The organism is Actinoplanes sp. NPDC004185, assembly GCF_053603475.1.
Genome location: NZ_JBSGFR010000019.1, coordinates 132,146 through 150,417 on the forward strand (window position 1 = coordinate 132,146; position 18,272 = coordinate 150,417).

Genomic DNA, 18,272 nt, shown 5'->3' on the forward strand with positions numbered 1-18,272 from the left:
TCTTTGATATCGAGCCATTCCACCTGTGATAATCCGGGAGTGGAGATGCTGGACATGAACCTGATGGTGGCGCTGGACGCGCTGCTGACGGAGAACAGCGTCACCGCCGCCGCGGCCCGGCTGCACACCTCGCCCCCGGCCATGAGCCGATCACTGGCCCGGCTGCGCCGGCTGCTGGGCGATCCCCTGCTGGTGCGGGCCGGGCGAGACATGGTGCCCACCCGCCGCGCGCTCGAGCTGCGCGCCGAGGTGCACGACGTGATGCAGCGGGCCCGGGTGCTCCTCGAACCCTCACCGGCGTCCGACCCGGCCCACACGGTGCGCGTCTTCGACCTGCGCATGTCCGACATCTTCTCGATGACGGTGACCGCGCAGCTCATCACCGACGTCCGTGCCGAGGCGCCGGGCATCACCCTGCGGCTGCGGCCGGAGGGCCCCGACGACACCGGGATGCGCGACGGCCTGATCGACCTCGACGTCGGCATTCTGGGCCGGCACGACCCCGAGGTGCACAGCGAGCCCCTGTTCACCGAGACGCTGGTCGGTGTCGTCCGCTCGGAGCATCCGTTCGCGCGCCGGGCAAAGGTGACGGTCCGGCAGTTCGCCGCGGCCGACCACGTCGCCGTCTCCCGCCGCGGCCGACGGCGCGGACCGATCGACGACCGCCTCGACGAGCTCGGGCTCACCCGCAAGGTCGTCGCCGTGGTGCCGACCTACGCGGCGTCGCTGTTCCTGGCCCGCGCGACCGACGTCGTCTGCATCGCGCCCGCCCGCGCCGGGCGCGACACCGTCACCGCGCTCGGGCTGCACGCCTTCGAGCTGCCGCTGAGTCTGCCGACCCCGACCATCGAGATGGCCTGGCATCCCCGCAACGACAGCGACCGTACGCACCAGTGGCTCCGCGACCGCATCCGCCGGGTCATCACTCCGCGACGTCCGTGACGGCGCTCCGGCGGATGCTGACGCGGCGGATCAGCTCCATCGCACCGGAGAGCACCACCGCCAGCCCCACTCCCACCCCGAAGGCCAGCAACGCGTTGTCCTGGAAGAGCACGCCCCCGACGTAGCCCGCCAGCACGGTGTAGGCACTCCAGGCGGTGCCACCGATGATCGTGAACAGCACGTAGTTGCGGTAGTTGTACCGGACCGTGCCCGAGGTGATGGTCACGAGGTACCGCCCGACCGGGATGAACCCGCCGCGGGTGTGCAACTGCCGGCTGACCCAGTCGTGGGTGGCCCGCCGTCTGGTGCCCGGCGGCAGCCATTTCTCCACGGCGGAACCCAGTCGATCACGACGATTCCTCTTTCGGACCGGCCGTCCGCGCGGAACTGCGCGTTCCGGCCCGGCTTCCCCGACTCCGAAGCTAGGAAAGATCAGCAGTTGTCACCAGTGCACAGTTGGTACGGAGTCCTTGCGCCCCGGGGAATCCGGTCAGCGGAAGTCGTCGGCGTGGTCGCGGGCCCATGCGGTGAACGTCAGCGCGGGCCGGCCCAGAAGATCGGGCACCGCGTCGACGGCCACGTCCGCGGGCAGCTGCGGCACACTGCCGCCGGCCTGAAGCACCATCTCGACCAGCGGCGCGGGCAGCTGCGTCAACAGATCGGCCCGATGGGTCTCGACGTCCACCTCCGCCAGCCGCACCGGCTCACCGATCGCCTCGGCGATGGCGGCGACCTGGTCGCGAATGGTGACCGGACCCGGCCCGAGGACCGGATAGGCCGCGTCCCCGGCGTCGTCCAGCAAGGCCCGCGCCGCCACCGCGGCGATGTCCCGTTCGTGGACCGGCGCGGTCGTCGCGTCCGGGAAGGCCGTGCGCAGGACGCGTTCGCGGCGGATCGACTGCCAGCGCAAGGAATTGGTGGCGAAGTAGCCCGGTCGCACGAACGTCCGGGCCAGCCCGGCATCGTCCAGCGCCCGCTCGACCGCGGTGTGCCGCAGCGCGATCGGATGGGACGCGGCGTCCGGAGCCAGCACCGTGTAGGACGACAGCAGGACCACGTGCTCGACGCCGGCCCGGCGGGCCGCTGCCGCGAACTCCGCCGCGGTCTCCGGGTGGGCGTAGAGGAAGACCTTGCGGACGCCGGCCAGCGCCGGCGGCAGGGTCGCCGGATCGGCCAGGTCGGCCCGCACCACGTCGACGCCCTGCGGGAAGTCGCCTGGCCGCGGAGCACGACTGGACGCACGAACCTGCGCTCCCGCGGCCACCAGCTCGTTCAGCACCGCGGCGCCGACATGTCCGCGGGCACCGGTCACCAAGATGGTCATGGTTTCACTCTACAGAATTTGAAACCTGTAACAAGGCCCGATGCGGATCGGTATGCTCGGGCGATGCGGACGAGCGGGCCCCTGGATGCCGAGGCGATCCTGTCGGCCACCGAGGACGTGCTGCGCCGCCACGGACCGGCCAAGGCAACGGTCGTCGACGTCGGCAAGGCCCTGGGCGTCAGCCACGCGGCCGTCTACAAGCACTTCCCGTCCAAGGCGGCCCTGCGCGAGGCGGTCTCCCGGCGCTGGCTCAACCGCGATCGCGAGGCCCTTGCGGCCATCGCGCGCGATGCTGAGGTCGCACCGCCCCGGCGGCTACGCTCCTGGCTCGCGGCCCTGCTGGCCGCGAAGCAGGCGAAGGCCCACGACGATCCGGAACTGTTCGCCGCGTACAAGATGCTGGTCACCGAGGACAGCGCCGCAGCGGTCGACCATGTGGCCGACCTCCTGGGCCAGCTGGAAGCCATCATCGCCGACGGCGTGGCTGACGGCTCGTTCCGCGGCGCCGACCCGGCCGGGACCGCCCGGGCCGTGTTCACCGCCACCACCCACTTCCACCACCCCGGCATGGCGAGCGGATGGACGGACCCGGGCATCGAGCACGAGCTCGACGTCGTCTGCACCCTGCTCCTGGAGGGCCTGGCCGGGCGCTAGAGCGTGTCGCCAAAGGGTTACAGCCATTGCAGAAGTGCGGCGATGGTGACGGTGGCCTGGAACGAGGCGCTGGTCTTGTCGTAGCGGGTGGCCACTGACCGGCATTGCTTGAGCCGGTTGAAGCAGCGTTCCACGACGTTGCGGTGGCGGTAGATCAGCTTGTTGAACGTCGGTGGCCGACCGCCGCGCGGTCCGCGGTTGTGGCGGTTGTTCTGCTGATCGCTGCGTTCCGGAATGGTGTGGGCGATGCCGCGTCGGCGCAGGTAGGCGCGGATGCTTCGGCTGCGGTAGCCCTTGTCGGCGATGACATGCTCGGGCCGGATCCGCGGTCGTCCTGGGCCCCGCCGGTCGACGCGGATGGCGGCCATGAGCTGTTCGAAGCGGGACAACGAATCCCACTCGGCATCGGTCAGCTCATAACGGCGGATCACGCCGTACATCATCCACGGTCATGATCCTTTGAAGACGTGCCCTAGAGCGTGTCGCCAAAGGGTTACAGCCATTGCAGAAGTGCGGCGATGGTGACGGTGGCCTGGAACGAGGCGCTGGTCTTGTCGTAGCGGGTGGCCACTGACCGACATTGCTTGAGCCGGTTGAAGCAGCGTTCCACGACGTTGCGGTGGCGGTAGATCAGCTTGTTGAACGTCGGTGGCCGACCGCCGCGCGGTCCGCGGTTGTGGCGGTTGTTCTGCTGATCGCTGCGTTCCGGAATGGTGTGGGCGATGCCGCGTCGGCGCAGGTAGGCGCGGATGCTTCGGCTGCTGTAGCCCTTGTCGGCGATGACATGCTCGGGCCGGATCCGCGGTCGTCCTGGGCCCCGCCGGTCGACGCGTATGGCGGCCATGAGCTGTTCGAAGCGGGTGCAGTCGTTGACGTTGCCGCCGGTCAGCACGAACGCCAGAGTGCGGCCGGTGCCGTCGCAGGCGAGGTGGATTTTGGTGCTCAGCCCGCCGCGGGATCGTCCGATGGCGTGATCCGCTTTATCCGTTTCTCGCTGCCCCCTTTTGCGCCGGCGGCGTGCTGGTGAGCCCGCACGATGGTGGAGTCGACGCTGACCAGCCAGTCGATGTCACCGTCGGCATCGGCGTCGGCCTGTGCACCGGCGAGCATCCTGGTGAAGGTGCCGTCGAGGGCCCACCTGCGGAAACGTGTATAGACCGACTTCCAGGACCCGTACCGGGCAGGCACGTCACGCCAGGGCGCACCCGAACGGATCTTCCACACGATGCCGTTCAGGACCCGGCGGTCGTCGCTGCGAGGACGACCGCCGGTCACCGTCGAGGGCAGATACCGCGACAACGAATCCCACTCGGCATCGGTCAGCTCATAGCGGCGGATCACGCCGTACATCATCCACGGTCATGATCCTTTGAAGACGTGCCCTAGGGCTCAGGCCGTGGTGGACGTACGAGCGGCCGCAGGCTGCGGCCAGGCGCAGGCGACGATGACGGCCAGGAGCGGCAGCAGGGAGAGGATGGCCAGCGGCTCGGCCCCGTAGATCACGAAGCCGCCCCAGTACACCGAGGGCCCGGCGCCGTTGCGGTTGGTGTTGGCCAGCAGCGAGCCGGTCGAGGTCGGGATGTTGCCCAGGCAGGCGGGGGTGAGCATCAGCAGCGTGGCGACGCAGAGCCCCGAGTACACCCGCTGCCGGCCCCGGCCGTAGCGGCGCATGCGGATCGAGGTGCCCAGCCCGAACAACGCGCCGAACAGGGCACCGGCCACGCCGCCGAGGACGGTGTCGCGCAGATGGCCGGGCGGCTCGGCCCACATCAGGTCGAAACTGAGGTCCGGAGTTACCTGCACCGACGCGAGGTACCCGGCACGCGTGCCGGTCACCTCGGCGATCGCCGGCGGCGAGGTGCTCGGCCCGTTCCGGACGACCTTGGTGCGCACGTCGCGCCAGCCCTGGGCCTTCATCTGCTGCCGCACAGCAGCAGCGACCTGCTCCGGACCGCCGGGCGGCGGCGCGGTGGCGGTCACGGAGGTCCTGCCGACCCGTACGCCGGTGCCGCCGTGCAGGCTGTTGTCGCTGTACGGGTTCCAGAAGGTGCTGCGCCCGTACTGACCGGCCTTGTCCCCGAAGACCCCCGGCAGGACCGAGTGCGCGAAGCTGACCGCCGTGGCCTTGTCCGGCGCCATCGTGTCCACGTCGCGCCAGGACAGCCACGAGCCGAGCGCGATGCCGCTGAGCCCGCCGAGCACGGCGGCGAACGCGGCGACGACGAACGCCCGGCGCCCGGCCTCGGCGACGCGCCGGCCGAGTCCGTGCCGCAGCAACAGGGCCGCCTCCCGGGCGGGCGGCCGGGATCGGCCCGGATCGGCGGCGTCGAGCAGCGTCGCGAGGATCTCCGGGCAGCGTTCGCGCCGATAGGCCCGGGGGTACGCCAGCAGCCACCGACGGTATCGGCGAGCCAGCAGCGTGGTCCGGAGGTCGTCGGGCATGTCGGTCCCTTCAGGGGGTACGCCGTTCGCGTCGTCAGGCGGGACTGGGGGCACCGGCGGGGCCCGCGCCGCGCAGTCGCCGGGCCACCATCCGGGCGTCCCGGCGCATCTGCTCGGCCGCGGCGGCCAGCGCGGCGGTGCCCGCAACGGTCAGCCGGTAATAGCGGCGGAGCCGGCCGTCGACGGTCTCCTCCCGGTCGACCTCGATCAGGCCCTCGTCGGTGAGCCGGTCGAGCGCCGCATAGAGCGTGCCGGCGGCGAGGTGCACGCTGTCCGCCGACAGCCGCTCCACTTCCTTGATCACCGCATATCCGTGGAGCGGGCCGAGAGCCAGCGCCGACAGGATCAGAAAGCTCGGTCGCCGCATGCCTGCCAATATACAGTTGATCGAGCTATCGGTGGTAGTCCGGACAGCAGACAGCGGCGGCACCCCGAGGATGCCGCCGCTGTGCGTACCGGGATCGCTAACTGACGAAGGTCCGCCGCCGGCGGGCCCACCAGGCCAGGGCCGCGCCCGCGATGATCAGGGCGAGCGCGAGCGAGACCAGCCAGAGCACCGGAACGGTGTCGCCGGTGATCGGCAGACCGCCGTCGTCGTCACCACCGCCCTGACCGCCGCCCGGCGGGTCGTCGTCGCCCGGAGGCGGGGCGTGGTCGCCGGTCGTCGGCTTGGCCCTGGTGTTGCCGCCGAGCAGCAGCAGGTCGTCGCTCTCGGCGTCGTCGGTCATGGTCTGCACCGACGTCCTCGTGCTCCGCGGCAGGTACTGGTGTTTCGACGTGAACTGCTGCTTGGACACGTTCTTCTTGGGTGACTTGGAGAAGTCGACGCCGCCCATCGTGTAGACGTAGACCTGGCCGCCGGACTCCCACTCGAACTTGTAGTCACCGTCGCGGAAGGACTTCAGGTAGCGCTGCCACGTCTCGTTGAAGTCCCACTTCTCGCCGCGGATCGGCCACTTCGACGCGTCGTCGCTGTTGATGATCTTGTGATAGTCGGTCGACTTCCGCGCGTCCTGCAGCCGGATCCACTCGGCCGCCACCCGGGACGTGTAGACCCGGCGCAGGTCGGCGTACGCGGAATCTTCGTTGATCTTCTTCTCGACCGCCGGGACGATGAGCTTCTCGACGACCTTCTGGTTGTGCTCGATCTGCGCCTTGGTCGGCCGGCACGGGTCGCCGGGCAGATCGAGGGCGAACTCCTGCGGCACCGAGTTGACCTTCAGCGGGGCGTCCAGGATGTAGATGCCGCCGTCCTGCTCGCGCACCTGGGCGGGCTCCGGCTCGATCCAGTTGCGGATGCCGTGCAGGCAGGGCAGCCCGTCGGTCAGCTGGTTCTCGTCCCAGAACTTCTTGCCCAGCTCGGTCTTCGGGTTGAGCGCCGCGGCGAAGTCGTGCTTCATCTGCAGGTCGGCCTCGAGCAGCACCCGCCCGGCGTCGGTCTTGCCGAACTGGGCGTCCATGACCCGCTGCGGCTCGTCCGGGTTGAGGTTCACCCAGAACTTCTCCGGGGTGAGTGCCAGCCACGTGAAGAAGGAGTCGGAGATGAGCTCGGCCTTCTCCCGGCCGCCGAAGCCCGGTTTGGTGTCCGGGTCGGGCATCTTCTCGGCGGTGAACGAGTAGTCCAGGCCCTCACCCTTGACCGGCGCGCCGACGAAACGCAGCTCGAGGGTGGAGAAGTCGACGCCGCCGGGGCCCCGCAGGCGCTGGCCGGTGGCGTCACCCTGCCGGATGCGCTCGATCTGCTGGCGCATGGTCTCCGGGGTCGGCTTCGACTGGTTGAGCATGTCGTTGAGGCCACCGCGGGAGCCGGCGTTGGCCGTCGGATTCGGGTTCAGCGTGGGGTCGAACCGGGTGTGCGGGCCGGGGGTGAACCGCACGACCGGGGTGGAACGGTGCTGGTAGACGGTGACCCGGGACCGGCCGTCGGGGTGCCGGCCGGCGTCGGCGCCGAGCTCACGCAGCTTGGTGCTGGTGCGGGCCTCGGGCTCCTGGCCGTAGACGTAGCGCAGGGAGTAGTCCTTGAACCGGGGGTCCTTGAGCACCTGACGGTCGTTGGGCAGCTGCTTGTCGACGATGCCCCCACCGGACTTGATCTCGACGAACTCCCGGGTCCGCTGGTTGACCGCGTCGTAGCGGCGGATGACCTTGCCGTCCGCGTCCTTGACCTCGACCTCGCAGAGCCAGTCCGGGCCGACCAGGTTCAGGTCCTGGACGACCTTCTTGTGGAAGGCCTCGCCGCGCGTGCGACGCGCGGCGTTGTCGATGTACGCGTCGTTGAGCCAGTCCTGGAACGTCCCCGTGTACGGGTTCGAGCCGCTCTGCCGGTTGTTGTAGCTGGCGTAGACCTTGCGCGGGTCGCCCTCCGGCCACTTCTTCGCGTCGGTGCCGGCCGCCGCGAGGTCCTGGGCCGTGGGCGCCGCCAGCCCGTCCATCGACTGCCGCTGGTTCACGTAGTCGTAGGTGTCCCAGGCCGACTTGATCCGGCTGGCGTCACCACCCGGCAGCGTGCCCGGTTTCGCCGGGTTACCGGTCAGCTTGAACTTCACGTCGCAGCGCTTGCCGGTCAGCGTCAGCGGAGCGGCCACCGAAGCGACGGGAGGGGCGCCGATCGACAACAGCACGGCGCACACGGCCGCGACAAGACCGCGGAACAACAGGTGTATGCGGAGCCGGACTCTGGGGTAGCTCATAGGGGTCCCCGTCCGGGGAGCACGCGCCGGAATCTCCCCGTTTGTAGGCCTCTGGTGCCCGGCGCCGTGTGGCACCATATGGAACGGAACCGTATCGGCGCAGCCCCGATTCGATCGATCGTCGACTATGGGTACCTTTTTGTTATCAAGCGCCGAGCGGAGACCGGGCATGACCGACTGGACCGACAACCCGCGGCTGAACACCTGGTTGGCGGCCCAGCAGCAGGCCTTCGCGGCCTGGTCCCGGGAGACCGGGCAAGCCTGGGACTTCACTGTGGACTCCCTGGACCGCCTGGAGCAGGTCTTGCGGGAGCGGTTCGCCGGCTGGGACGACCTGCTCGTGGCCGAGGAGGCCGAGCAGCCCGCGGTCATGGTGCCCGGCTGGTATCTCGGCGAGGTGCTCAACCGCACCCACGGCACGGTGTGGCACCGCAACCCGGTCGAGCCCACCCATCCCGACCAGCCGAAGACCCCGTTCGTCCAGCTCCCCGAGGAACCCGGGGCGGAGGACGAGGACGACGAGGACGAATCGCCGCCGGTCTGCAACCCGTTCACCGAGATCCGCGGCCTGTTCGTCCGCGGACCCGGCGAGCGCCTGCGGGACGCGGTCACCCGTTACGAGCGGTGAGTCAGCCCACCGGGGTGAACCGATCACTGCTGTGAGCCGTGTTGAAGTAGACGGCCATCATGCGCGTGCGCTCCGGCGACCGCTTACCAGGAGGAACACATGACGCTTCTCGCCCGTCGCGAGATGACCCTGCAGATCCATCCGGCCGGGCTCGGCGCCGCCGTGCAGGCCGGTGTGATCATGTCGCTGGCGGCGACCGTGGGGTTGGGTGCGATCGGCTGGGCGACAGGCGTGGCGTTCGGCGTACTGGCCTGGTCCGTGCTGGCCGAGGGGATCCGCCGGACCGGGGCGCGCAGCTGGGGGCCGGCGGACACGATCACCCTGATCCGCCTGGCCCTGACCGGTGGCGTCGCCGCGCTGGTGGCCGAGGCGCTGACCGGCCGCACGATGCTGATGACGCTGGTGGGCCTGGCCGCGGTCGCCGCCGCCCTGGACGCCGTCGACGGTCAGGTGGCCCGGCGCACGAAGACCACCTCGGCCTTCGGCGCCCGCTTCGACATGGAAGCCGACTCGATCCTCGTGCTCATCCTGAGCCTCTTCGTCGCCAGCTCGCTCGGCTGGTGGGTGGCCGCGATCGGCCTCTTCCGGTACGCGTTCGTCGCGGCGTCCTGGGCCTGGCCGTGGCTGCGGGGCGCGCTGCCGCCGCGGATGGTGCGCAAGGCCATCGCCGCCCTGCAGGGCGCTGTCCTGGTCGTGGCCAGCGCCGATCTCGTTCCGGTGTGGCAGGCGCAGATCGTCGTGGCGCTGGCGCTGGGCTTCCTGACCTGGTCCTTCGGGACGGACGTCGTGTGGCTCCGGAGCCGGCGCTCCCTTGCCGCAGCCGGTGGAAAGAGCTGAAAGACATGACTCCGAGTGCCCACGCGGCGTCGCTCAAGGCCGACCCCGCGTACGCCGCGATCCGCCGCTCGCTGGACTACTACTACGGCGACCCGGGCCAGGACGCCGCGATGGACGCCCTGTATGCGCAGTTCGTCCAGGCCGGTAACCTGGTGTTCGACATCGGGGCGCACGTCGGCGACCGGATCGGCAGCTTCCGGCGGCTGGGGGCGCGGGTGGTCGCCGTCGAGCCCCAGCCGCTGTGCGGCCGCGCCATCCGGGAGATCTACGCCGACGACGAGGACGTGACTCTCATCGAGGCTGTGTGCGGTGCGTCCGAGGCACCGGTCACGCTCTTCGTCAACTCCGCCAACCCCACGGTCTCCACCGCGTCGACGGACTTCGTGGCGGCGGCCGACAACGCCGGCGGCTGGCACCAGGAGGTCTGGGACGCCGAGATGCGGGTGCCGGCCGTGACGCTCGACGGACTTATCGAGCGCTACGGAACCCCCGCCTTCGTGAAGATCGACGTCGAGGGCTACGAGGATGTGGTCCTGTCCGGCCTCAGTCACCGCCTGCCGGCCCTGTCCTTCGAGTTCACGACGATCCAGCGCGACGTGGCCGGCCGCTGCCTGCAACGGATAGCGGCGTCGGGGCCCGTGCTCTGCAACCGGGCCATGGGCGAGAGCATGCGGCTGGAACTCGGCGAGTGGGTCACCCCGCAGGCGATGGCCGACCAGATCATGGCCCTCCCCCACGAGGCCAACGCCGGTGACGTCTACTGCCGGGCGGTGCCGGCTCGGTGACCTGACCAGCTGATCGCCGTGTCCGGCTTCGCGGCCGACCGGCGCAGCACCAGGGCCAGCACGATCTCGGAGATACCGACGACAATCAGGGCGAGGCGGGCCGGTCCCCTGCGCTGCAGGCCGAGCAGGACCACTTGCCCGTACGGTGCGGCGCGATCGCCATGCCGAGCAAACCGGGTACGCGGGTCAGGTCATCATCCTCAGCGGGGCGGAACCCACCCGACTGCACCGGCCCGGCCCCGGCCTGCTGCTCGACCAGCACGGACGGACGTGCGGCCATCGGCCGACTTCACTTCGCGGACGCGGTGGCCGGCGCGATCGCCGAGAGCCGCCGGCAGTGGCGCGACTTCCGGGCCGAACTGACCACCCGGTACGGCAACGACCGGGGTGCGCAAATGATCTGCGCACTCACCCACGACGACCCGGTGCACGACTGCGGCCACCCGTACCGGAACCGGGTCGTCGCAGCCGTGCTCCTCACCGGGACCGTCCTCGCGGTGGTCATGGTGCTGAGGCGGCGCCGGAGGACGGTCAGCCGAGCAGCTCCCATTCGGCCAGCTGGGTCTCGGCGGCACCGTGGTTGGCGGTGATCTGCAACCGGTAGCGGGGATAGGCGGCGGGACCGGCGATGACGAAGGCGCGGGTCTGGCGCCGGTCGCTGAAGTCCAGGTTGCTGCGGGTGTCGAGAGTGACCCAGGTCGTGCCGTCCGTCGAGCCCTGCAGCGTCCAGCTCTTCGGGTCGCGCTGCGGGCTGTCGTCGGCCGAGGTCAGGGTGTACTGCCGGACCGCCGCTGTGCCGGTGCCGGCGAAACGGTATTCCAGCGTCGCGGTGTTCTGGAACGTCAGCCACTTGGTCAGCGAGGTGTCGTCGACCAGGTTCGCCCGGCCCTCGGCGGTGCCGTTCTCGCCGCTGGCGGTGAGGGTCCCGCCGGTGGCCTTGTCGGCCAGCGGCCGCGGCACCGCGCTGCCGGTCGTGATCGAGGGCGGGATGTCGTTCGCTCCGGTGCCCCAGGACGACGGGGACGGGCCCATGGTGAAGGTGAGGGTGCCGCCGGCGATCAGGTCGGCGTGGGTGAGGTAGTTCTTCGGGTACGCGACGCCGTTGAGGGTGGCGCTCTGGATGTAGCGGTTGGTGTCGCTCACCCCGGGCGCGCTGACCGTGAACGTCTTGCCGTCCTCCAGCGTGATGGTCGCCTTCGGGTGCAGCGGTGCGCCGATGGTGTAGTCGGTGCTGCCCATCCGGGCCGGGTAGAAGCCCAGGGCGCTGAACACGTACCAGGCCGACATCTGGCCGTTGTCCTCGTCGCCGAGGTAGCCGTTGCCGGTGCCGGCGCCCGAGTCGTAAAGCTTGGTGAGCACGTCGCGGACGCGGGTCTGGGTCTTCGCCGGGGTGCCGGCGTAGTTGTACATGTAGAGCATGTGGTGGATGGGCTCGTTGGAGTGCGCGTACTGGCCCATGTTGGTGTCGTAGGCCTCGGTCATCTCGTGGATCGTGCCGCCGTAACAGCCGGGCAGGAAGTCCCGGGAGGCCGCGAAGACCGAGTCGATCTTGCTGGAGAGCTGGGCCCGGCCGCCGTACAGGTTGGCCATGCCCTGCGGGTCCTGCGGGGCCGGGGTGGCGTAGTGCCACGGTGCGCCCTCGGTGAACTCGCAGCCCCACTCGTTCGGCTTGAACGCCGAGTCCGCGGTCCGCCAGGCGCCCGACTTCTGCTTGCCGCGGTAGAAGCCGACCGACGAGGAGTACAGGTTGGCGTAGTCCAGCGCCCGGTTCTGGAAGTAGTCGGCGTCCTCGGTGAAGCCCAGCGCCCGGCCGAGCTGCGCGATCCCGAAGTTGTTGTTGGCGTCCTCCAGCGTCCAGGAGGCCGCCTCCCCGCGGACGTCGGTGGGCACGTACCGCTTGAAAGTGGAGACCTCGACGCCCTTGCGGCCCCGGGAGCCGGAGCTGGAGTAGACGCTGGCGTTCTTGACCATCGAGGCATACGCCGCCCGGTAGTCGAAGTTGCGCACGCCCTTGGCGTAGGCGTCGGCGAAGGCCAGGTCCTGGTTGGTGCCGACCATGATGTCGATGTAGCCCGGACCGGTCCAGCGCGGGGTCCAGCCCCCGTTCTTGTACGCGTTCACGACCCCGTCCAGCATCTCGCCGGTCTTGCCCGGGGTGAGCAGCGAATACAGCGGCCAGACGGCACGGGCGGTGTCCCAGAAGCCGTTGTTGACGTACATCTGACCGTCGTGCACGGCGTTGTCGTACGGGCTCTGGTACCTGCGGACCCCGCCGACGAGCTCGGAGCGGTTGTTCGGGTACATGAACGCGCGGTAGAGGTTGGAGTAGAAGGTGACCATCCGGTCGTCGGTAGCCCCCTCGATGCGGGCCCGGCTCAGCGCCGTGTCCCAGATCGCCGCGGCTTCCTCCCGTACGGTGTCGAAGGTCTTGCCGCCGATCTCCTGGCTCAGGTTGCTCGCGGCCTGGGCCACGCTGATGAAGGAGGTGGCCATCCTCAGGTTGACCTTCTCGCCGGCCGTGGTCGCGAAGCGGATCCAGGTGGTCGCCCCCTGCCCGCTGACGGTGCCGGTGGCCGCGATGGCCTTGTCGACGGCGCCGGAGAAGTACATCCGCTGACCCTTGTGGTCGACGTAGCCGGAGATGACGCGGGCGGCGGTGTCGACGGTGATCGAACCGCCGGCACTGTCGACGGTGTCGAACAGCAGCACCGACTCGGCGGCGGACGGGTAGGTGAACCGCAGGGCGCCGGCATGGTCGGTCGGCGCGATCTCCGCGGTGATTCCGTACGTGTCGAGCTGGGTCTTGTAGTAGTGCGCCCGGGCCACCTCGTTGCTGTGCTTGAAGGTGGACTTCCGCGCGTCCGGAGTGGACTTCACGCCGCCGGTCATCGGCATCACCTGCAGCTGGCCGTAGTCACCGATCCACGGGCTGGGCTCGTGACTGATCCCGAAGCCCTGCACGGTGGTGGCCTTGTACTCGTACAGCCAGCTGTCGCTGTTGCCGTTGGTGATCGGGGTCCAGAAGTTGAAGCCGTTCGGGACGGTCGTGCCCGGGAAGGTGTTGCCGCGCGAGTAGCTGCCGCTGGAGTTCGACCCGCGCCGGGTGTCGACCAGGTCGGACAGCCGGCTCGGGGCACCACCGGCCAGGATCGAGATGTCGTCGAAGTAGCCGCGGAAGGTGCCGGTGTTGAGCGGCTGGTCGTAGGCGATCAGGATGCGGTCGACGGTCTTGCCGGCGACGTTGTCCCCGATCCGCGAGGTGACGAAGTTCCACTGGTCGAAGGCGAGGCCGGAGCCGCTGCCCTGGAAGGCCGGGTGCACCCGGACGCCGCGCTGGTCGACGGCGCCGGAATCGCGCAGCGTGCTGCCGTCGGTGAAGACGAGGTCGACCGCGACGTCGAGGTGCCCGCCCGACTGCGGATAGACCCAGTAGGACAGGGTGGTCGCCGCCGTGACCGGCAAATCAACGTCGAAGACCCGGTTGTACGAGTACGACGAGGTCGTGCTGGTGTCGTTGCCCGAGTACATCAGTGCCGCCGAGCCGGTGTGCGCGGTCTCGGTGCGCGGCGCGCTCTCCATGCCGGTGAGCCCGCAGCAGTAGCCGCCGACGCCGGCGGTGCTCTCGACGCTGTTCTGCCAGGTCGGCTGGGGATCGCCGGACTCGAACCCGGTGACGAAGTCGCCCGGAGCGGCCGAGGCCGGTAGCGCGGTGGCGACCACTCCGCCGGCGACCAGCACCGCGGTGGTCAGACAGGCGAGGAATCTCTGCTTCATGAAGGCGACCTGCATTCCACTCAGGCGGGAAGTCCTGCCCAAGATATTGACTCATTTAACTTCGTGTGACAACGATGTCACCATCTTCTTCCGCCGTTGATCCGGAGGCACCCCTCGTGGCATCGCGACTCCCCCGGCTGGCTGCCGCCGCCCTGCTGACCGCCGCCACGCTGGTCGCCGGCGGCACCGCCGCCGAGGCCGCCGCCGAGCCGGTCGAGCTGGTGCGGCCGTTCGTCGGCACGCAGAACTTCGGCAACACCTTCCCGGGCGCGAGCGCACCGTTCGGCATGGTGCAGGTCAGCCCGGACACCGGCGGCCAGGGCGGCTACGACTACCAGCAGAACTCCATCTACGGCTTCAGCCAGACCCACCTGTCCGGGGTCGGCTGCGGCGTCGCCGGCGAGCTGCCGATCATGCCGACCACCGGCGCCGTCAGCAGTGTCGACCCGAACGTCTACCGCTCGGCGTACAGCCATGCCGACGAGCAGGCCACGCCCGGCTACTACCGGGTCGGCCTGTCCAAATACGGCGTGAACGCCGAGCTGACCGCCACCGCGCGCACCGGCTGGCAGAAGTACACCTTCCCGGCCACCGGGGCGGCCAACGTCCTGTTCAACACCGGCAAGGCCAACCAGAACGTCTTCGACTCCGAGATCCACGTCGTCGGCGACCGGACCGTCGAGGGCCGGGTCCGCGCCGGCAACTTCTGCGCCGGCAAGGACGACCACACCGTCTACTTCACCGCCAGCTTCGACCGGCCCTTCGCCTCGTACGGCACGTGGCGCGACTCGACCCGCAGCCAGGGCAGCCGGGACGCGGCCGGCGCGGGCGGCAACGGCGCCTGGGTCACCTTCGACGCCGGCACCGACCGCGATGTCGTGGTGAAGGTCGGCTTGTCCTACACCGGAGTGGACGGCGCGCGGAAGAACCTCACCGCCGAGACCGGCAGCTCGTACGACTTCGCCGCGACCCGGACCGCCCTGCGCGCGGCCTGGGTGCAGCAGCTGGACGCCGTACGGATCTCAGGCGGGACGGCCGACCGGCAGAGCGCCTTCTACACCGCGCTGTACCACTCGCTGCTGCATCCCAACGTCGCCGGCGACGTCGACGGCCGCTACGTGGGCTTCGACGACAAGGTGCACACGGCGAGCGGGTACACGCCGTACCAGAACTTCTCGCTGTGGGACACCTACCGGCCGCAGAACCAGCTGCTCGAAATGCTGGTGCCGCAGGTCGCCCGGGACGTGGCGCTGTCGGTGGTGGCGATCGGGCGTGACGGGGGCTGGTTGCCGCGCTGGGCGCTGGCCAACAGCGAGACCAACATCATGACCGGTGACCCGGTCACCCTGTTCCTGGTCGAGGCCTGGTCCAAGGGGCTGCTGGCCGGGTACGAGCAGGAGGCGTACGCCCTGTTGCGGGCCAACGCGCTGGGGCGGCCGCCGGCCGGCTCGCCGTACAACGGGCGCAGCGGGAACGGCTACTACAGCGACCACGGCTACGTCCCGTCCGGGCTGACGGTGGGCACGGACTGCGCCCACCAGGGCGGCGACAACGACTGCGTGCATCCCGCCTCGGCCACCCTGGAGTACGCGGCCGCCGATGCCGCGCTGGCGTTGATGGCCACCGCGCTGGGCCGCACCGACGACGCCCGGACGCTCACCACGCGCGGGCAGTGGTACCACAACCTGTGGGACGCCTCGATCAAGCACTTCCGGCCGCGGACCACCTCGGGCGCGTGGGTCACGCCGTACAACCCGGTCGACGCCGGGCACCAGTTCCACGAGGGCGGGGCCTACCAGTACCAGTGGCTGGTGCCGCAGGACCCGGCCGGGCTGGTGTCGCTGATGGGTGGGCGGGCGGCCACCGAGAAGCGGCTGGACGACTTCTTCGCGTACCCGAAACTGCTGAACGACCCGGCCGGCACCGCGCGGACGGACTGGATCACCGCGCCGTACGACTACTACGGCAAGGCGACGTACAACCCGAACAACGAGCCGGATCTGCTGGCCCCGTACCTGTATCACTGGGCCGGCGCGCCGGCCAAGACCGCCACCGTGGTCCGGGCCGCGATGACGCTCTTCACCACCGGCCCCGACGGCATGACCGGCAACGACGACCTGGGCACGATGAGCGCCTGGTACGTCTTCTCCTCCCTGGGCCTCTACCCGACCATGAGCGGCGCCAATTTCCTGACCGTGAGCAGCCCGCAGTTCCCCTCGGCCACCGTGCGGATCGGCAGCCACACCGACCAGGGCGGCACCCTGACCATCACCGCGCCGGACGTCAGCGACACCCGCCGCTACATCCAGTCCGTCCAGGTCAACGGCCGCGCGCAGAACGCGAACTGGCTCACCTGGCCGGCCGTCGCCCGCGGCGGCACGATCGCCCACACCGTCGGCACGGCCGCGTCGAGCTGGGGCACGGCCGCGGCCGACCAACCGCCGTCGGTCAACAGCCCGGCATGTCTGCTGACCTCCGGCACCCAGTGCGGCATCGACGTCACCTCGGCCCGCAACACGGACGGCACCGCCACCACCGCGGCAACCGGCGAGGGCAACTTCGACGGCGGCGGCTGGAGCTACGACGCGGCCCTGCTGCCGGCGGCCGGTCCGGTGAGCTGGTCGGGCGTGACCTACAGTGCGCCGCCGCCCGGGGGCACCGCCAGGAACTTCGTCGCGGCCGGCCGCCAGACCCTGCCGCTGCCCGCGCTGCGGCGCAGCACGCTGCGGCTCGTCGTCGCGGCCGACCACGGCCCGGTGCCGGGCACGGTGACCGTCCGCTACGCCGACGGCAGCACCGCCGCGACGACCGTGACGGTCCCGGACTGGTGCGCCACCGGCCCGGCCGTGCTGGCCATGCCGCACCGGATCAAGGCCGGGCAGGGCACCGACGGGCCGGCGGTCAACCTCTTCGGGGTCGCCGTGGCCGTCGACCCGGGCAAGGAACTGCGGTCGGTCACCCTGCCCGACGACACCCGGATCAAGCTGTACGCCCTCACGCTCCAATGACCCGTACCGCTCAGGAAGGCCGAGCTATGCGAACGAGTGCAAGGCGACTGGGAGCGGCCACGATCGGGCTCGCTCTGGCCGCGTGGCTGACGATCAGCGGCGGCACCCCGGCGCACGCCGAGTCGAACGGCGGCGTACGCGTCATGCCGCTCGGCGATTCCATCACGGACGGGTACAACGTGCCCGGCGGTTACCGCACCGGCCTGTGGCAGCGGGCGGCCGGCGCCGGCCTGACCGTGGACTTCGTCGGCTCCGCGGTCAACGGACCGGCGAACCTCGGTGACCACGACCACGAGGGCCATTCCGGCTGGCGCATCGACGAGCTCGACGCGAACATCACCGGCTGGCTTCGCACCGCGAACCCCCGGACGATCCTGCTGCACATCGGCACCAACGACATCGGGCAGAACCGCGATGTCGCCAATGCGCCGGCCCGGCTGTCCACGCTCATCGACCACATCCGGGTGCTGGCGCCCAACGTCGAGCTCTTCGTCGCTCAGATCGTCCCGACCAGCAACACCGCCAACGAGGCCAAGACCCAGGCCTTCAACGCGGCCCTGCCGGGCATCGTCGCCCAGAAGGGCCCGATGACCCACCTGGTCGACCTGCACTCCGCCCTCACCACGGCGGATCTGGCCGACGGGGTGCACCCCAACGCCGACGGCTACGACAAGATGGCGGCCCGCTGGTTCACCGCGCTCCGGTCCGTGCCGCGCAGCCTGAGCCACCTCACGACGCCCCCGACGGATGCGGTGGCGCTGCTGAGCAACCCGCAGTCGACCCGTTGCCTGGACATCTCCTCATCGTCCGGCGCCGACGGCTCGCAGGCCCACATCTGGGACTGTCACGGCCAGGCCAACCAGCAGTGGACCCGGACCGCCGCGGGCGAGCTCCGGATCTTCGGCGACCGCTGCCTGGACGTCAACGCCAGGGGCACCGCGAACGGCACGAAGGTGCAGAGCTGGACCTGCAACGGCACCCCGGCCCAGAAGTTCACCGTCAACCCCGACGGCACCATCGTCGTCACCGCCTCGGGCAAGTGTCTCGACGTCAACGGCGGCGGCACCGCCAACGGCACGCTGGTCCAGCTCTGGGAATGCAACGGGACCGGCGCTCAACGCTGGGCGGTGCGCTGAGCCCGTCCCTCCTCGTCCGCGCGCCGGTCGAGCGGCACGGGCGGCTGATCGA

The 18,272-nt window shown here is 70.2% G+C and carries 15 protein-coding genes and 1 pseudogene; 7 read left to right on the plus strand and 9 right to left on the minus strand.

The genetic code is table 11. The features are described from left to right. The first annotated feature begins 45 nt into the window (after positions 1 to 45). Positions 46 to 942, plus strand: coding sequence for a LysR family transcriptional regulator (locus tag ACWEOZ_RS21070; protein WP_451912398.1), 897 nt, complete (start codon positions 46 to 48; stop codon positions 940 to 942). Here the strand turns inward: ACWEOZ_RS21070 and ACWEOZ_RS21075 are convergent. Both ACWEOZ_RS21075 and ACWEOZ_RS21080 read right to left on the minus strand, forming a co-directional pair. Next, positions 923 to 1,273: a DedA family protein gene (locus ACWEOZ_RS21075; RefSeq protein ID WP_451912371.1), complete on the minus strand. Its 351-nt coding sequence runs from the start codon at positions 1,271 to 1,273 to the stop codon at positions 923 to 925. The genes ACWEOZ_RS21070 and ACWEOZ_RS21075 overlap by 20 nt on opposite strands. A 159-nt stretch (positions 1,274 to 1,432) precedes the next feature. Beyond that, on the minus strand, positions 1,433 to 2,266 hold the full coding sequence (locus ACWEOZ_RS21080) for an NAD(P)H-binding protein (RefSeq protein WP_451912372.1): 834 nt from the start codon (positions 2,264 to 2,266) through the stop codon (positions 1,433 to 1,435). A gap of 63 nt (positions 2,267 to 2,329) precedes the next feature. On the opposite strand from ACWEOZ_RS21080, the gene ACWEOZ_RS21085 reads away from it, so the two are divergent. Beyond that, complete coding sequence (locus ACWEOZ_RS21085) at positions 2,330 to 2,920, plus strand: TetR family transcriptional regulator (RefSeq protein WP_451912373.1); 591 nt, start codon at positions 2,330 to 2,332, stop codon at positions 2,918 to 2,920. 17 nt (positions 2,921 to 2,937) lie between these two features. On the opposite strand, the gene ACWEOZ_RS21090 is transcribed toward ACWEOZ_RS21085, so the two are convergent. The 5 genes and pseudogenes from ACWEOZ_RS21090 to ACWEOZ_RS21110 all read right to left on the minus strand — a co-directional run bounded on the left by ACWEOZ_RS21090 (position 2,938) and on the right by ACWEOZ_RS21110 (position 8,052). After that, complete coding sequence (locus ACWEOZ_RS21090) at positions 2,938 to 3,351, minus strand: transposase (protein ID WP_451912374.1); 414 nt, start codon at positions 3,349 to 3,351, stop codon at positions 2,938 to 2,940. 62 nt (positions 3,352 to 3,413) lie between these two features. Next, positions 3,414 to 4,258: pseudogene (locus ACWEOZ_RS21095) on the minus strand (IS5 family transposase). Positions 4,259 to 4,309: 51 nt separating this feature from the next. Beyond that, positions 4,310 to 5,362: a hypothetical protein gene (locus tag ACWEOZ_RS21100; RefSeq protein ID WP_451912375.1), complete on the minus strand. Its 1,053-nt coding sequence runs from the start codon at positions 5,360 to 5,362 to the stop codon at positions 4,310 to 4,312. Positions 5,363 to 5,396: 34 nt separating this feature from the next. Further along, on the minus strand, positions 5,397 to 5,729 hold the full coding sequence (locus ACWEOZ_RS21105) for a PadR family transcriptional regulator (protein ID WP_451912376.1): 333 nt from the start codon (positions 5,727 to 5,729) through the stop codon (positions 5,397 to 5,399). A 97-nt stretch (positions 5,730 to 5,826) separates the two neighbouring features. Continuing rightward, positions 5,827 to 8,052 (minus strand): hypothetical protein, encoded by a 2,226-nt coding sequence (locus ACWEOZ_RS21110; RefSeq protein WP_451912377.1) that lies wholly within the window; start codon positions 8,050 to 8,052, stop codon positions 5,827 to 5,829. 169 nt (positions 8,053 to 8,221) lie between these two features. On the opposite strand from ACWEOZ_RS21110, the gene ACWEOZ_RS21115 reads away from it, so the two are divergent. The 3 genes from ACWEOZ_RS21115 (at position 8,222) to ACWEOZ_RS21125 (ending at position 10,302) form a co-directional block, all read left to right on the plus strand. Continuing rightward, positions 8,222 to 8,680, plus strand: a complete 459-nt coding sequence (locus ACWEOZ_RS21115; protein ID WP_451912378.1) for a hypothetical protein — start codon at positions 8,222 to 8,224, stop codon at positions 8,678 to 8,680. A 99-nt stretch (positions 8,681 to 8,779) separates the two neighbouring features. After that, the gene (locus ACWEOZ_RS21120) at positions 8,780 to 9,517 is read left to right on the plus strand and encodes a CDP-alcohol phosphatidyltransferase family protein (RefSeq protein WP_451912379.1); all 738 of its coding nucleotides are present in this window, start codon (positions 8,780 to 8,782) and stop codon (positions 9,515 to 9,517) included. Between the two features lie 5 nt (positions 9,518 to 9,522). Beyond that, entirely contained in the window at positions 9,523 to 10,302 is a 780-nt protein-coding gene (locus ACWEOZ_RS21125) for an FkbM family methyltransferase (protein ID WP_451912380.1), read from the plus strand. On the opposite strand, the gene ACWEOZ_RS21130 is transcribed toward ACWEOZ_RS21125, so the two are convergent. Both ACWEOZ_RS21130 and ACWEOZ_RS21135 read right to left on the minus strand, forming a co-directional pair. Continuing rightward, positions 10,275 to 10,436 (minus strand): hypothetical protein, encoded by a 162-nt coding sequence (locus tag ACWEOZ_RS21130; RefSeq protein WP_451912381.1) that lies wholly within the window; start codon positions 10,434 to 10,436, stop codon positions 10,275 to 10,277. The genes ACWEOZ_RS21125 and ACWEOZ_RS21130 overlap by 28 nt on opposite strands. Positions 10,437 to 10,833: 397 nt before the next feature. Next, the gene (locus ACWEOZ_RS21135) at positions 10,834 to 14,076 is read right to left on the minus strand and encodes a GH92 family glycosyl hydrolase (protein ID WP_451912382.1); all 3,243 of its coding nucleotides are present in this window, start codon (positions 14,074 to 14,076) and stop codon (positions 10,834 to 10,836) included. A 116-nt stretch (positions 14,077 to 14,192) separates the two neighbouring features. Here ACWEOZ_RS21135 and ACWEOZ_RS21140 point away from each other — a divergent pair, with 116 nt between their 5' ends. Beyond that, complete coding sequence (locus tag ACWEOZ_RS21140; RefSeq protein WP_451912383.1) at positions 14,193 to 17,084, plus strand: GH92 family glycosyl hydrolase; 2,892 nt, start codon at positions 14,193 to 14,195, stop codon at positions 17,082 to 17,084. A 26-nt stretch (positions 17,085 to 17,110) separates the two neighbouring features. Further along, positions 17,111 to 18,220, plus strand: a complete 1,110-nt coding sequence (locus ACWEOZ_RS21145; protein WP_451912384.1) for an RICIN domain-containing protein — start codon at positions 17,111 to 17,113, stop codon at positions 18,218 to 18,220. Positions 18,221 to 18,272 lie beyond the last annotated feature (52 nt).